A 16,622-nucleotide genomic window follows, 5' to 3' on the forward strand; every position below is an offset into this window, starting at 1 on the left:
AATGAACGATTATGCAAATTTGAGTAAAAAAGAAATATTGCGTCACACCGGTATGGTAAAACAGGTATCAGGAGTGACCAGATTTGCCTACAATGATGGTAATGGCCGTAATATTCCAGCAGTTCGCGTAAAAAATGGTAGTGGACTTGATTTTACTGTTCTTGAAGGCCGGAATATGGACATATATGAGTTGGAATATAAGGGTATTAATCTGGCTTACTTTTATAAAAATGGTTTAACATCTCCTGAGAGGGTTCTCCATGCTGCAAACGAATTTCTAGGGCAAGCTTGTGGAGGAATGATGTATACATCCGGTCTTATGAATTCCGGTCCGGAAAATACAACCGATGACGGATTATTTAATCCGCTGCATGGCAGAATTGGAGTTATGAGTGTTGATAATTTTGCAGCAGAGGCTGCTTTTGATGATGCTGATATTTTCAAGATCAGACTTGCAGGGCGTTCACGTGAATCACGTTTGTTTATGCATAATCTTACTATGACCAGAAATATAACTACAGAACTTAATAGCAATTCTTTTGCCGTAAATGATGTTGTCGAAAATGAAACCGCATATGAAAGTAAATTCTCTATTTTGTACCATGTTAATTTTGGTTATCCTTTCCTTGACGAAGGTACAGAAATCATTGTGCCGACAGGAACTGAGACAGAAGCAAGGACTGATTGGTCTAAAGAAAACCTTGATAATTGCTTTCATATGATTGCGCCGCAGGAAGATTATCCGGAGCATCTTTATTTTCACAAGCTGCCTGCTGATAGTAATGGTATTTGCCATACGATGATAATTAACCGTAAACTGAAGCTGGCTGTAGAGCTGAGTTATGAGGCGAAAGTACTGCCCTATCTGATAGAGTGGAAATCTATGGGTTCTGGCGATTATGCTCTTGGTGTAATGCCTTCAACCAGTCTGCTTAGAGGTCGTAAAGCTGAGCTGGAGTTAGAAGGGATGACTTCTGTTGAGGGTTATGCCAAAGTAAATACTGGGTTCGTTTTTAAAATATATGATGATCTTGACAATATAAATAAGCGTGCTTCTGAAATAAGTAGTAATTTTAAGAAATGAATTTTGACAGAACCTTATTCTGGCAATAATTAAATCTAACAAATAAAATTTTAAGGATCCCTGACAATAAATGTTATGCAAATGTTGTCAGGGATTTTTGTGAATTATTAGCGAAAATTTAAGTCAAATTGCTAAATAGATACCTCGATGATAACATTATAGGGATATAGAATGATTAATTAAGAGGTGATTATTTTGGCGCTTGTAACAAGTGGGCTTAATTTATTTAAACGATTTTCCCAATATTATAAACCATATGTTTCCATTTTGATTATGGACTTGATGTGTGCAGGACTATCAACAGTCTGCGAGATGATTTTTCCAATTATAATAAGGTACATAACAAATGAAGCGATATCGGGAGATCTTTCTTTATTGTTGCCATCAGTCATAAGACTAGGTTTTCTGTATTTGTTTTTGAGGATAGTGGATACTATTGTCAATTATTATATGGCTTATACAGGACATGTGATGGGTGCAAAAATTGAGGCTGATATGCGTAATGACTTTTTTGCTCATTTGCAAAAGCTGTCCTTTACTTTTTATGATAATGCGAAAACCGGTGACATTATGTCCAGAGTAACAAATGATCTTTTTGATGTGACTGAGTTTTCTCATCATTGTCCGGAAGAGTATTTTATTGCGGCAATTAAAATAATTGGTTCGTTTATTATTCTTGCAAATATAAATCTCTGGTTTACATTAATTATCTTTGCTCTGCTGCCTCTTATGTTTATTTCGTCTTTGCTTTTCCGAAGAAAAATGAAAAAAGCTTTTAAGAAATCAAGAATGCGTATAGGGCAGCTGAATTCGACTCTTGAGGACAGTTTATTGGGCATCAGAGTAGTAAAAGCTTTTGCCAATGAAGGCCTTGAAACTACCAAATTTGAAGAGGGCAATCGCCAGTTTTTGAATATTAAAAGTGAAGCTTATAAGTATATGGCAAGATTTCAGGCAGGTACGCGCTTTTTTGATGGACTCATGTATGTAGTTGTTATAATCATGGGCTCTTATCTTATGATTATAGGAAGCATCGATTCCGGTGATATGATAGCTTTTTTGCTTTATATTACAACTTTGCTTGCATCGGTTAGAAAAATTGTCGAATATACCGAACAATTTCAGAAGGGCATAACAGGTATTGAACGCTTTTACGAAATAATGGATATTCCTGTTGATATAAAAGATGAGCCTGATGCAATGGATATTGAAGATGTTAAGGGACATGTCAGTTTTAATAATGTCTGCTTTTCCTATGTTGATGGAATGAACAATGTTCTTGAAAATATAAATGCTGAAGTGAAAAAAGGTGAAAATATCGCTATTGTAGGACCATCTGGTGGTGGTAAAACAACGATGTGCAGCCTTATTCCAAGATTTTATGATATTAAAAATGGAGAGATACTATTAGATGGCGTTAACATTAAAAATATAAAAATTTCTTCCTTAAGGAAAAACATAGGTGTGGTTCAGCAGGATGTTTATTTGTTTAGCGGCACTATTGCTGACAATATTCTTTATGGACGGCTGGAGGCAGATAGAGAAAAGGTTGTTGAAGCGGCTAAACTTGCAGGTGCGCATGAATTTATTATGTCTCTGCCCAATGATTATGATACATATGTTGGTGAAAGAGGCGTCAAACTTTCTGGTGGTCAAAAACAGAGAATATCTATCGCCCGGCTTTTTCTGAAAAATCCTCCTGTGCTTATTTTGGATGAAGCAACATCAGCGCTGGATAATGAAAGTGAAATGCTGGTTCAAAAATCGTTGGAGAAACTATCTAAAGGGAGAACAACTTTTACCATTGCACACAGACTCACAACTGTAAGAAACGCAGATAGAATTCTTGTTTTGACTGAAAAAGGCATTGTTGAAGCGGGTACTCATGAGGAACTGATTGAGAAAAAAGGTGAATACAGCAAGCTATATAGTCTTTATCAGAATTTATAAAAATTGCCGGACTGATTTGTGATTTAACGGCTGACAGCTTTATGTAGCGGTTTCTTTCGACTTTTTTCAATAATAAACTTATTTTAATAAATTAATTGTTATAAAACGGCTTTTTTTAAATTAATTTAAAAGAAAGCCGTTGAAATTTAGTTATCTTTCTTATAGCCTGAATATAGCCAGACTATCATAAGTATATTTAGCGGAGGGATATCTAATGAAAACAATTGAAAAATGGGGTGCCTTTGAACTTAAATTAAAGGGTAAATCAGATGGCAATCCATTTACTGATTATAAAATAAAAGGCTGTTTTCAATCTGAATTGGAAAGCAAAACAGTAGACGGTTTCTACAATGGCGATGACGAATATATAATACGATTTATGCCTTCTTTTATCGGTAAATATGAATATGAAATCAGCGGTAATTTTTCGGATGAAAAAACAAAAGGTTTTTTTGAGGTTATAGACGCTTCCTCAAATAATCATGGCATAGTTAGAACTTCAGGTTTTCATTTTACATATGATGATGGTAAACCCTATTATCCTATTGGTACTACCTGCTATGCCTGGACTCATCAAAAACAAACGCAACAGCAGCAAACTCTGGAAAGTCTGAAAAATTCGCCTTTTAATAAAATTCGTTTTTGTATTTTCCCTAAGCATTATGATTATAATTTATATGAGCCGGCTACTTATCCTTATGAAGGTAAGGCATGTGATATTACTGATTTAACAAAAGAAAATTTTGAGAGTTTTCTGCCGCAAAATTCCGATAATTCATGGGATTTCAAGCGTTTTATTCCAGAACATTTTCAAACCTTGGAGGAGCGGATAAAGGATCTGCAAAAACTTGGTATTGAAGCGGATCTGATTCTTTTCCATCCCTATGACCGCTGGGGTTTTTCCTGCATGAGTAAAGAAGATAATGAATTTTATCTCAATTATGTTATTGCCAGATTTGCAGCATTTCGCAATGTCTGGTGGTCTTTGGCAAATGAATATGATCTTTGTCAGCATAAAAATATTGAGGATTGGGAGCATATTGCTTCGGTAATATGTCAAAAAGATCCTTATGGACATTTGCGTTCAATTCATAATTGTAAGCCTTTCTACGATTATACTCGTCCCTGGATAACTCATTGTAGTATTCAGAGAAATGAAATATATCTATCGGCGGCAAATACAATAAAATGGCGTGAACAATATGGTAAACCGATTGTAATAGATGAGGCTGGTTATGAGGGTGATATTAACTGGTCATGGGGTAATCTTACAGGACAGGAACTGATTCGTTTATTTTGGACTGCTCTTGTTAGAGGCGGTTATTGTGGGCATGGAGAAACATTTGTTAATCCACAGAATGTTCTCTGGTGGTCACATGGAGGGCGTTTAAATGGAGAAAGTTCGCCAAGAATAGCTTTTATGCTCAAAATACTGGAAGAGGTACCTGGCCTTGGGTTAGAACCAGCCAATATACGGCGCTGGGAAGATAATTCTGCTACGGCTGCGCATCCGGGATTCAAGAATAAGTATTATTTGTTTTATACCGGCAGAACAAGACCATCTTTCAGAAGCTTTGAGTTTCCTGCTGAAAAAAACTATCAGGTTGAGGTAATTGATACCTGGGATATGACTATTGAAAATCGAGGAGTTCATAGTGGCTGCTTTACAATTGATCTTCCGGCAAAAGAATTCATTGCTATAAGAATTATTGAAGTCGATAAATAAAATTTAAGATCATAAGATCATAGAGGTGAATAAAATGAGTCTTGATAAATCTTTTTCTAATCCTGAGAGCAGATATAGACCTATTCCTTTTTGGTCATGGAATGACCATCTGCAAGTGGATGAATTAACCGATCAGATCAAACAGATGAAGCAAGTAGGTATAGGTGGCTTTTTTATGCATGCCAGATCAGGTCTTAAAACTAAATACTTAAGCAAAGAATGGTTTGATTGCATTGCTGCCGGTATTTCTGAAGCAGAAAAGCAAGATATGGAGGCCTGGATTTATGATGAAGAAGGCTGGCCAAGTGGTTTTGCCGGAGGTCTTGTGCCAGAAATAAGTGAAAATTATCACAGCCGTTTTATGACTATGAGCTTATATGCAAATTATCAGGAAATAGAACAAGAAACTGCTGAACATAAAATTATTGCAATATATCTTTATAATGAATTAAACAATCAATACAGAAAACTTAAAGTTGATTTTTTAAGCAGTTCGGCTGATGATCAAGATAATCAAATTTATGCTGACAATAATATACCGTGCCAAGGTGAAAAAATCATTGTAGTCTGGAGACATACCAGTAAATATTATATCGATACTTTAAATAAGGGCGCTGTGGATGCTTTCCTGCAAAAGACTCATCAGGAATATTATAAAAGATTTGGTGCTGATTTTGGCAAAGTAATGAAAGGTTTTTTTACCGATGAGCCGAGATTACCATGTAATAGACCTGGAGATCTTGCTTGGTCAGAAGAGATAATAAATGCTTTCCAAAGCGAAAATGGCTATGATATAAGAGATCATCTGCCGTCATTATTTATGCAGTGCGGTGATTATCGTAAGCATCGTTTTAAATTCTGGAAATGTGTAAATGATCTTTTTGCCGAGAATTATATGAAAACAATATATGATTGGTGCGAATTACATGATTGTCAGGTTACAGGTCATATAATGATGGAAGAAAGTATTTTTAGTCAAATGACCAGCACAGGTGGGGTTATGCCATTTTATGAATATATGCATGTGCCTGGAATTGATTGGTTAAGACGTACTATTTCATCGCCTGTGATTGCAAAGCAAGTAGGTTCGGTTGCTGCACAGCTTGGCCGCAAACAGGTTCTTACAGAATCTTTTGCCTTGTGTGGATGGGATGTGTCTTTTGCAGAGTTAAAACAGATTGCTGAGTGGCAGTTTGTAAATGGGGTTAATCAGATATGTCAGCATCTTCAAGGATATACGATAAGAGGTGTGCGCAAAAGGGATTATCCACCCTCTCTTTTTGTTCAGCAATCATGGTGGTCGGAGTATAAGTCTTTTAATGACTATCTGGGTCGTGTATGTGTTGCTTTGTCCGAGGGTACTCAGTCGGCGGATGTTCTTTTGTTGCATCCACTTAGAAGTGGATATATTGCCTATGATGGAACAAGAACCGAGGGAATAAAATTACTTGATGATACTTTTACAGAAACATGTCAGAAAATGAACTCAGATCATATAAGCTATCATCTTGGTGATGAGAGAATAATGAGTCGTTACGGCAGTGTAGAAAACGGCAGTCTTAAAGTGGGAGAAGTTGGTTATGCCACAGTAATTTTACCTGCGATGTTTGCGGTTTCAGCTGCAACAGTAAAACTTCTTTTGGACTTTTTAGCTGTCGGCGGTACTGTTATCTCCACAGGTATTTTGCCTGAATATACAGATGGTGATGCTAAAGACCTTGAAGATTTATTGAAACGGATCATCAGTATTGATATAGGTGCATTGCGCTCATATCTTGAAAAGCATGATTTGGCAGCAGTCAGTGTTACATCAGAATCGGTTGAGGCTGCCGATATAAGTTATCAGCAAAGGGATATTGCAGATGGCACATTACTATACTTTGTTAATCACAGCCTTGATAAAGCATATAATACTTCTGTAAAAGTAAATAAAAAGGCCGAAAAAATTATTCTCTGGAATGCGGAAAACGGAGCAAAATCTGAAATAGATCACTCTTATATGGATGGTGCTTTGTGCTTTCCTTTACATTTTGCGCCGGGAAGTTCATATATTATTACTTTATGTGAAAAATCTTTGCAAAAGTTAAATCATGACACTCTGTCCAGTGAAAATACAAAAAAGAAGATTATAAATCCTGCAAAAAAATGGCATATCTACAGCATGGGTGAAAATGCCATGACTCTTGATTATTGTGAGTACAAAATAGATGATGGCAACTGGGTTGGGCCTGTTCCTGTAATAAAACTGCAAAATATTCTGTTAGATCTCAAACAGGCCTGTGATGTTGAGTTAAAGTTTCAGTTTGTTGCTGAGGACATATCGGCTTGTGAAAATATTAGGATTGTGGTTGAAGATCTGGAAAAGTACCGTCTGAATGTAAATGGTTTTGAAATAAAAGCGGCGGTAGATGGCTGGTGGAAAGATAAATCTTTTAAAACACAGAGTATAAAGGAACATATCAGACAGGGGAAAAATCAGATTATCTTAAAAACACAGTTTAGCCAGTCGCAGCATGTTTATGATGTTTTGTATGGTGAGAATGTTTATGAAACTGAAATAAACAGGATTACATATAATGTGGAAATTGAAAATATCTATCTGATTGGTGATTTTGGTGTTTATAGCAAAGATGATTTTAGACCGGCAGAAAGAAGAGCTTTGATTACTGATGGTCCTTTCTACATTGATAAAAAACCTAAAGAGATAGTAGACGGCAATTTTACTGCCGCAGGATTGCTCTTTTTTGCCGATGTGATCAAGATAGGTCAGATAGTTAAACTTGAGTCAAATTATAAAGAATCAGGTGAAAGGATTTTGCTATGCTTTGACAAAATAAATGCTCCGATGTCTATTCTATATGTTAATGGAAAAAGAGTAGAAAGTTTATTGTGGCAGCCTTATCAGATTGATATTACTGACTATGTTCATGAAGGAGAAAATCAAATAGAGCTGGAGTTGTTTGCTTCAAACCGTAATTTGCTGGGGCCGCATCATCATATTGATGGTGAATGCTATAATGTCGGCCCTGAGAGCTTTACCGGTAAATGGTCATGGGTTGAGAGAAAGAGCGAGGCAGATGCTACAGAAACTGGTGACAGAACCAGAAATTTCTGGACGGATAGCTACTGTTTTGTGGATTTTGGATTTGATTATTAGAGGAGGCAAATTTTGAAAATAATTGTCTTAGATGATGATCCGACAGGTATTCAGACTGTTCATAATGTGCCTGTGTACACGGACTGGGATTTGACTAGCATAAGTGCCGGTTTTAATGAGCCGGGGGATATGTTCTTTGTTTTAACAAATTCGAGAAGTTTCAGCGAAGAAAAAACCAGAAAGATTCATTGCGAGATTGCTTTTAATGTTGAAGAGATATCTCAAAAGAACGGTGAAGATTATCTTATTATCAGCAGAAGTGATTCGACGCTGAGAGGCCATTATCCTCTGGAAACAGACGTTTTGCGTGAAGAGATTGAACAGATTTCAAACAAAAAATTCGATGGTGAAATCTTTATACCTTTTTTCAAGGAAGGTGGGCGTTTTACTATTGATAATATTCACTATGTTAGAGAAAAAGAGCAATTGATTCCTGCAGCAGAAACTGAATTTGCTCAAGATAAAACTTTTGGCTACAAAAATTCTGATTTGCGATTATATATAGAGGAAAAAACTTCGGGCAGGGCAAAAGCAAATGAGATTACAGTTATCAGTCTTGATAGTATCAGGAAAAAAGAAAAAGATATCATAGCTAATCAGTTGCTTAATGTATCAGGATATAGGCGTGTAATAGTAAATGCTACTAATTACAATGAACTCGATTTTTTCTGTGAAGTGCTGCATTTTGTAATTAAATCAGGCAAAAGATTTATGTATAGGACAGCTGCTTCTTTTGTACGCTCTTTTGCTCGTATTAGTCCAAAACCATATTTGAAAAGAGAAGATCTTCTGGGAGTAATTTCAGAAGGCAAAGGACTTATTATGGTAGGCTCACACACGACGAAGACTACTGCTCAGCTAAACCACGTAAAAGAAATACCTAATCTTTGTTTTATAGAATTTAAAACAGATACTGTATTGGCAAAAAGAATTCATGAGGAAGCTCAAAGGGTTGCTAAAGAATGTGATATTGCTGTAGCAAATGGACAGACAGCTGTAGTCTACACATCTAGAAACTTGTTAGAAGTTGATAATGATTCTCCTGAGCAGGCTCTGGCAAGATCTGTTGAAATCTCGGAGGCTTTTCAGAGTGTTGTGTCGACAATAAAATGTCGTCCTTCATATATTATTGCCAAAGGAGGAATAACTTCCAGTGATATCGGCGTAAAAGCCTTGGGTGTAAAAAGAGCTCTGGCAGCAGGTCAGGTCGCACCAGGAATACCTGTTTGGAAAACGGGAGAAGAAAGCCTTTTCCCTGGAATACCGTACATTATTTTCCCGGGTAATGTAGGGGATGAGTATGCTTTGAAAAATATTACTGCAGAACTTGAAGGGGTAAATTTGCAAGATAAATTATGAATCACTTCAAAAACATCAGCCAAAGCTGTTTTAGAAAAAGGGAGAGAAAAAACATGAAATTATGCACACTTCATACATCCGATAAATTTATGGAACTTATGACAATTCCTTTTACAAGGCCTTTTATAAAAAAGTATCCTGAAGTCGAACAGATGGACATCGCAGATAGTTCTCTAATAGTAGAAACGCAGGCTGCAGGTGCGCCGACGCCTGCTGTTGCACGAAGAATGTATAATTATATGCTTTCGGCAGTAGATGCAGGTGCAGATGCAATACTTGTTACTTGTACGTCAGTCAATTCTGTGACCAATAAATTAAAAGAGCTCATTTCTGTTCCAGTTATTAGTATTGAAGAACCTGTAGCTTTCGAAGCAGTAACTACTGGTAAAAAAATAGGGATACTATCTTCTCTTGCTACTAGTGCTGAGCCGGTTAGAAATACTATTTTGCGTGTTGCAGAAGGTCTTGGAGCTTCGCCTGAAATAGAAATTTCCGTTGCGGAAGGTGCTTTTGACGCATTAATGAACGGTGACAGATCCTTGCATGATGACAAGGTGAGGAAAAAACTTGCTGAGATGTCCGGGAAAGTAGATGTAATTATATTGGCACAGCTTTCAATGGCTTTGGTAGAGCATCCGGAATATGATATTCCTGTTCTTAAACTAGGTTTGTCTGGTTATGAAGAAGCGTATAAGAAAATGCTCGATTTAACGAAGTAGCAGGAGGGAACTATGAGAAAAATAATCATTTCTGTTGCGCCATCACCAGGGCCGGCTCCTATAGATCCTGATTTGCTGGCAGAAGATCTTGCTAGTTGCATAAAAGAAGGTGCTTCTGTCTGTCATTTGCATTGTAAAAACAAAGCGGGAAAACTTACAGAAGATATTTCTTTTTTTTCCAGCTGTTTTGATAAAATTCGTAGTCGTGGGGATATTATAGTTCAGGCTTCTACTGGCGGTATATCCGATATGAATATAAAACAGCGCTGCAATCCGCTGGAATATCCATTTGTTGAGACTGCGTCTCTTAATGGAGGAACTACAAACTTGGGAGAATATGTGTATATCAACAGCTTTGACGATATAAGATATTGTGCTCATAAATGTTTTGCAAAAAAAATAGTTCCTGAAATTGAAGTGTTTGATATAGGTATGATAAATAATATTCAATTGATGCGGCAAGAACAGCCTTTTAGAGAGCCCATTCTTTTTAATCTCGTTTTTGGACATAAAGGTGGATTGCCGCCAACAATTGAAGCCTTGACAGCTTTTAGATCCTTTTTACCACCTGATTCACTCTGGGGAGTTACACATTTTGGCAGAGATAACTGGACTTTTTTAGCGGCTGCGATCGCAATGGGTGCTTCGCTGGTACGCATAGGATTTGAAGACAGTCATTGGCTTGAAGGTGATGTAAATGCCGATTATAATCATCAGCTTGTAGCAAGGCTGGCTTCATTAATAAAAGTTATGGGGCTTGAAGTTGCTACACCTGATCAGGCCAGAGAAATTATAAATTCAAAAAACAGATGATATGTTTTTTCGCCGGATAAGAAATGAATTACAAAATAAGAGCAATACTCACCAAACAAAATTACATGAGTAAAGGAGATAAAATAATTATGATTGAGAAAAGAATAATTCCTGACACACTAAATCTTGCAAACAGGGCAGAACTAGCATTGAATGCTATGATAGGTGTAGCAGATGAGGATAAAAACTATATTCCCTTTTTTAGTGGTTTTTTCGCTTCTGATCCTGCCTGGATGAGTCATGGCAACTGGGATTATGGCAGTAGTCATGGCAGATTAATTGATTCGATGACATTAGCCAGAGCAATGACAGGAAATGAAAAGGGCAGTTTTGTTGAAGGTAAATACAAAGAAAATTTCCTTACCTTTTTTCGTGAGAATGGACTCAGTTTCAGAAAAAACACTTTTACTGACGAATTTATTGAATCCTGTGATGCCCGTTTTCAGGAAAGCGCATCTATGATCGATCAGCGGGCGGTAATTCTAGGGTTGACGACCTGGTTTCTTGATACTCAGGATGAAAAGATAAAGGCAAGAGCAGATAAACATGTTGCAGCTCTTAAAAAAATTGCCCGAAAAGAAAGAGAATCATGGTATTATCCTGCTTCAGAGTATACAGAACATGGCTGGCCTTCTTTTGACGCTGTGGTTACCAGACTTTGTCCTGATCCTTGTGCTATGTGGGGGCGTCAAGTTAACCCGTTGCTTAGGTATCATCGTCATACAGGTAATCCTGACGCAATGGAATTATGTGAAAATTTTGCTGCCAATATTGTTTGGAGAAGTGGAGCTTTTGCAGAGGATGGAAGCTGGAATGCAGGCCTTGGATATCGAAATGGTCATTTCCACACCAGAATGGGTACACTTGCTTCTTTGGCTCGTTTTGCTGATTATACACGGGATTCGAGCCTTTTGACCTGGGTGAAAAAATGTTTTGACTGGGGATTATCAAAATGTACAAGTTTCGGCTGGACTCCCGGCGATCTTGAAGATCAGGGCTATGAACATGAAACCTGTACTCTTGTGGATGCTATAGGGACTGCAATAACACTTGCCAAAAACGGATATACGGAATACTGGGGTATAGCTGAAAGGTTTCTTCGTAATCAGCTTACCGAGGCACAGCTGGATGATACGAGTTGGATAAAGCAGTCAGATACAAAAGCAAATGATATTCCTGGCGATAAGACATATTATAAAGTTGCAGACCGTCTGAGAGGTGCTTTTGCTGGATATTCTGCACCTAATGATTTTGTTTACAGTGGGCAAAAAGGACGCGGACATATTATGGATGTACAGACTTGTTGTGTTGCTTCTGGCACAAGGGGGCTTTATAATGGCTGGGCAAATATTATTTCTTCTGAAAGAGATCGTATTTATGTGAATATGCTTCTGAACAGAACAAGCGAAAAAGCAGAGGTTAGAAGTTTCCTGCCGCATGAAGGGCGTGTTGAGGTAACTGTTTTTGAAGATGTTAGAGAGTTATGCGTGCGTATACCAGAATATGTGCCTTATGGAGCTGTTATTGTTGCATACACACAAGATGGCAACAAGGTAGAAATTTGCGGACGTGATTTGTCTTGGTTAAAAAAAGTCTTTATAAAAATCAACAATGTCAAAAAGGGTGAAACAGTGACAATTAGTTTTCCTGTAATTAAACGAAAAACAATTGAAATAGCGGTTGATGATTCTTTTGAAGTCGAATGGGCAGGTGACAATGTGACTGCAATTACACCAGCGGGCATTTACTATCCTCTGTATAACAATATAAAGCTTGAAAAATCTGCGCCTATTACCGATACTCCTTTGTATAAAGGCAGCAGCACGGATTTTGACTGATAAGTTAGGCTTTGACTTGTAAAAAGAACGCTATGGCGTTTATAATTCACAGAAGTAGGTTTTGCACAAAAATAAATTAACGGCAGGTAAAGTAATATGAAAATAAAAGCCAGGGAAATTGCCAAAGAACTGGGAGTATCTCCCTCTACTGTCTCTCTGGTTATTAATAACAGACCGGGAGTTAGTGAAAAAACCAGAAAAATAGTTCTTGAGAGAATGAAAGAAAAAGGCTTTTTCTTAACGCTGGAAGAGATTCAGACGAAAAGCAAAAACGGGAACATCAGGTTTATAGTATACAATAGTGTTTCAGATACCCATGAAGGAACACCATTTTTTGCTGGCATTCTTGAAGGCGCTGAACGTGAGGCTAGAAAGAATGGGTATAATCTTGCAATCTCTTGTCTGGACAAAGCAAGAGATACGATCAAAGATACGGCTGAATTGATTAAATTCGATAAGCCGGACGGTGTTGTTTTACTTGCGACCGAGCTTGATACTGAGGATATAGAATTTTTGGGAAATACAAAAATTCCTTTTGTTGTTGTTGATAATATTTTAGACAGTTTTTGTTATAACTGTGTTGGTATTGATAATAGGAACGGGGCATGGCAGGCGGTATCCTATCTCATAAAATGCGGTCACAAGAGAATAGGGTATTTACGAAGTGCAAAAAATCTTAACAATTTCCACCAGCGTAAAGATGGTATGAAGTTGGCGTTACGGCAAGAGGGGCTTATCTTGCGTAGTGAAGACATATATTCCTTTGATACAGGTATAACAGGCTGTTTTGACAATTTGCTGCAAAATCTTACTTCGGGTGATGTGCCTACAGCTTTTTTTGCTGATAATGATAATCTGGCCATTGATGTAATAAAAATTATAAAAAGTGCAGGTTTTAGAATTCCAGAAGATATTTCAATAATAGGGTTTGACGATGATAAAATCTGCCAGGTCATTGAACCACGTTTGACAACGATGCATGTACATAAAGATGTTATAGGCGCTTCTGCTATCAAGGTTCTTGTTGATGATATTGAGAATAATAATAGAGTCAATGCGAAGTATTTGATTTTAACCGATCTGATAATACGTGAGAGTGTACTAGATATTTCGGTAAAGAAAGAGGTTTAATGATTCTGATAAATTTTTTGAAAAAAATCAGGATTAAACATCAGATTTTGATATCTATATTGGCCGTTGCTCTTTTTGCTACTGTCAGTATAGGTATTGTTATTTATCATATTTCAAAAGCAACAATTGAGCAGAATTACTATCGTTTGCGCAGTAATAATCTTCAGATCTCCAGCAGGATCATAGAATTGCAAACAGAGCCTATTATAGAAATAGGACGATCTTTGCTATCTGACCGGGCTTTCCGAAGAATTATGATAGAAGAAACAAGTGATACTCCGTATTTTTCAGGAACAAGTCAGCTTTCGCTTGATAGAATGTTAAGTAGTCTGATGTCACTTGATGAGAATATAGCAGGGATGACTGTTGTTAATGAAAACGGTAATTGGAGATATTTTTCCAAAAACAGCAGCATAAGTGGCTTGGCAAATCACTATTATACCTCTGGTACTTTGCTTGAAGAAAATTGGGTGCAGGTTGCCAGAGATGCCGGAGGAAGAGAAGTTTTTTACGGGTACAATGTTATTTTGCCGGAAATAGAAACTTCAAGCTATTGTTTTGTGAAGAATTTGATAAATATAGAAAATAACCAATCTATGGGGTTTCTGGTAGTTCATATCAGAAATAATTTGCTTGAGCGTGCTTTTACCGGCAGTATAGACGGCTATGCTACAGATAGATATATGATTGTTTCAACTGATGGTGATGAGATAATCATGGCTAATGAGAGTATACAACAAAATCTTGAGCTGGCATGTAGTGAATACCGCCAGTATATGAAGATGCCGCAAGCAGAAGGTAAATTTATTTTTAGCAGTTCAGAAATAAACCGTACCGACTGGCAGATCGTTTCATATATTGAAAGACAGGAATTAAGCAGAGAGAGTGCTTATATAGGCAAGATTACATTTTATGTTTGTGCCCTTATAATATTTATAAGTATAACTATTTCAGGTTTTATTTCTGGCAAAATAAGCCGGCCGCTTAAATTGCTTGAGCATACTATCAATGAAGTAGGAAGTGGTTCAAAACGAATAGATGCCGAATTTGATGAAAGCGAAATAGGTATAATAGGTAATAAATTCAAGCAGATGGTAAATGATAATCTTGAATTGGAATATCGTCTTTTGCGTTCGGAAGTTAAAGAAAAAGAAGCGGAGCTTTTACTGTTGCAAACGCAGATAAACCCTCATTTTTTATACAATACACTGGATTCTCTTTATTTTATGGCCTTAATAAAAAATGCGGATGAAATAGCAGAAATGGTTCAGGTTTTGTCTAACCACTTTAAATTGAATCTAAATAAAGGTGAGAGGTTTATTGAAGTACGGGATGAACTGCAGAAAATAAGCGAGTATATGAAAATACAGAATTTACGCTATAAAGACAGGTTTGATCTCATAATAGAAGTTGACGATGATATTAAAAATAAAAAAATTCTCACTTTTGTTTTACAACCCTTTGTAGAAAATGCTATGTACCATGGACTTGAAGCCAAAAGAGGCAAAGGGTTTATTCGCATTTTCTGTGATAACAAAAATGAAACTCTGCGTTTTACTATTGAGGATAATGGTGTAGGCATTCAGAATCCTGAAAAAATAGAAAATGGTTATGGAATAAAAAATGTGAGAGAGCGAATAAAATTATTATATGGCAGCAGGTATGGTGTCAATTTTGAGGAAAGGCCTGGTGGAGGTACCAGAGTTATTATTACACTTCCGGACAAGGGGGCAGACTATGTACAAGCTGGTCGTGATTGATGATGAATATATAGTTGTTGAAGGAATTCAGGCTATTTTAGAAAGACTTGATTTTGATATAGCAATAGCGGGATCAGCTAGTGATGGTATTAGTGGTTTGGAGATTATTCGTCAGGAAAAACCAGATATTGTAATATCTGATATACGTATCCCAGGACTGGATGGACTTTCTCTAGTCGAAGAAGCCAAGGAGTTTTTGCCTGATTGTCAGTATATTATGGTAAGTGGTTATACAGAGTTTGAATATGCGCGCAGAGCTATGAGTTTGGGTGTTAAAGCTTATATTGATAAACCAATAACGATAGACAAAGTAAAGCAGGCTCTGGGGATAGCAATTTCAGATTTGGAAAAGCAGCAGGCCGAACATCAACAGGAAAAGATGCTGGAAATTGAACGAAAAAATTACAATTCTGCTCTGGGGAATATGATTCGTGCCATAAACGAAAATGATAGCGATTTGCTTATAAAAATGTGCAGTGATGCTTTACAGAGTTTAAAGAATATCGGACTGACAGTTCTTGAATACTGTCAGGAGAGTTTCAAGCTCCTTTGCGTGATAGAAGGTGTCTATCTTGAACAACAAAAACAGCAGGCAAGAGAAATCATAGTTTCTTATAATGATCTTGAAAAGATAAATAATTGTGACGATATGGATAACTATACTTTAAATGCAATCAAACATATAGCAGGCAAAATCAAAGCTAAACAAACAGGGAGTTCGCATAGAATTATAAGACAAATTCTGGAATTCATTGAGAATAATTATCATATGGATATAGGTCTTACAGAGCTTGCAGATCAGACTGGCATGAATCCTGCCTATTTGAGTATTTTATTTAAAGAAGAGGTAGGCATGAGTTATATAAAATATCTCACTGAATTAAGAATTGAAAAAGCAAAAGACCTTCTTATATCCGGTTGTAAGGTTTCAGAAGTCAGCGAAAAAGTTGGTTATGCTAATTATAGATATTTTTCCGGTAAATTTAAGCAGATCACAGGAATGACACCCGGTGAATATCGAGAAGGTGCATTAAGTGAGTAGCATCTAAGGTTGTATTTTGTTTTGGTAAAAAATATTTAAAATA

The 16,622-nt window shown here is 36.8% G+C and carries 11 protein-coding genes; all 11 read left to right on the forward strand.

Annotated features, from left to right (window positions below; genetic code table 11):
- The first annotated feature begins 1 nt into the window (after nucleotide 1).
- The 11 genes from AC0KSB_RS03945 (at nucleotide 2) to AC0KSB_RS03995 (ending at nucleotide 16,579) form a co-directional block, all read left to right on the forward strand.
- On the forward strand, nucleotides 2-1,084 hold the full coding sequence (locus tag AC0KSB_RS03945) for an aldose 1-epimerase family protein (RefSeq protein ID WP_472306913.1): 1,083 nt from the start codon (nucleotides 2-4) through the stop codon (nucleotides 1,082-1,084).
- A gap of 195 nt (nucleotides 1,085-1,279) precedes the next feature.
- Complete coding sequence (locus AC0KSB_RS03950; RefSeq protein WP_472306914.1) at nucleotides 1,280-3,034, forward strand: ABC transporter ATP-binding protein; 1,755 nt, start codon at nucleotides 1,280-1,282, stop codon at nucleotides 3,032-3,034.
- Nucleotides 3,035-3,248: 214 nt separating this feature from the next.
- Nucleotides 3,249-4,760, forward strand: a complete 1,512-nt coding sequence (locus AC0KSB_RS03955) for a DUF5605 domain-containing protein (protein ID WP_472306915.1) — start codon at nucleotides 3,249-3,251, stop codon at nucleotides 4,758-4,760.
- Between the two features lie 34 nt (nucleotides 4,761-4,794).
- The gene (locus AC0KSB_RS03960) at nucleotides 4,795-7,917 is read left to right on the forward strand and encodes a glycosyl hydrolase (RefSeq protein WP_472306916.1); all 3,123 of its coding nucleotides are present in this window, start codon (nucleotides 4,795-4,797) and stop codon (nucleotides 7,915-7,917) included.
- 12 nt (nucleotides 7,918-7,929) lie between these two features.
- Nucleotides 7,930-9,276, forward strand: a complete 1,347-nt coding sequence (locus AC0KSB_RS03965) for a four-carbon acid sugar kinase family protein (RefSeq protein ID WP_472306917.1) — start codon at nucleotides 7,930-7,932, stop codon at nucleotides 9,274-9,276.
- A gap of 53 nt (nucleotides 9,277-9,329) precedes the next feature.
- Nucleotides 9,330-9,995 (forward strand): aspartate/glutamate racemase family protein, encoded by a 666-nt coding sequence (locus AC0KSB_RS03970; RefSeq protein WP_472306918.1) that lies wholly within the window; start codon nucleotides 9,330-9,332, stop codon nucleotides 9,993-9,995.
- A gap of 12 nt (nucleotides 9,996-10,007) precedes the next feature.
- Complete coding sequence (locus AC0KSB_RS03975; protein ID WP_472306919.1) at nucleotides 10,008-10,808, forward strand: beta-keto acid cleavage family enzyme; 801 nt, start codon at nucleotides 10,008-10,010, stop codon at nucleotides 10,806-10,808.
- A gap of 89 nt (nucleotides 10,809-10,897) precedes the next feature.
- Complete coding sequence (locus AC0KSB_RS03980) at nucleotides 10,898-12,646, forward strand: hypothetical protein (RefSeq protein ID WP_472306920.1); 1,749 nt, start codon at nucleotides 10,898-10,900, stop codon at nucleotides 12,644-12,646.
- A gap of 96 nt (nucleotides 12,647-12,742) precedes the next feature.
- Nucleotides 12,743-13,777 carry a LacI family DNA-binding transcriptional regulator gene (locus AC0KSB_RS03985; protein ID WP_472306921.1) on the forward strand — a complete coding sequence of 345 codons (1,035 nt, stop codon included), beginning with the start codon at nucleotides 12,743-12,745 and terminating at the stop codon, nucleotides 13,775-13,777.
- A complete protein-coding gene (locus AC0KSB_RS03990) occupies nucleotides 13,777-15,537 on the forward strand; it encodes a sensor histidine kinase (RefSeq protein WP_472306922.1) in 1,761 nt (586 codons plus the stop codon). The genes AC0KSB_RS03985 and AC0KSB_RS03990 overlap by 1 nt, the downstream gene beginning before the upstream one ends.
- Nucleotides 15,515-16,579: a response regulator transcription factor gene (locus AC0KSB_RS03995; RefSeq protein ID WP_472306923.1), complete on the forward strand. Its 1,065-nt coding sequence runs from the start codon at nucleotides 15,515-15,517 to the stop codon at nucleotides 16,577-16,579. Before AC0KSB_RS03990 ends, AC0KSB_RS03995 begins: the two co-directional genes overlap by 23 nt.
- Nucleotides 16,580-16,622: the final 43 nt, after the last annotated feature.

This window comes from Ercella succinigenes (assembly GCF_900002895.1).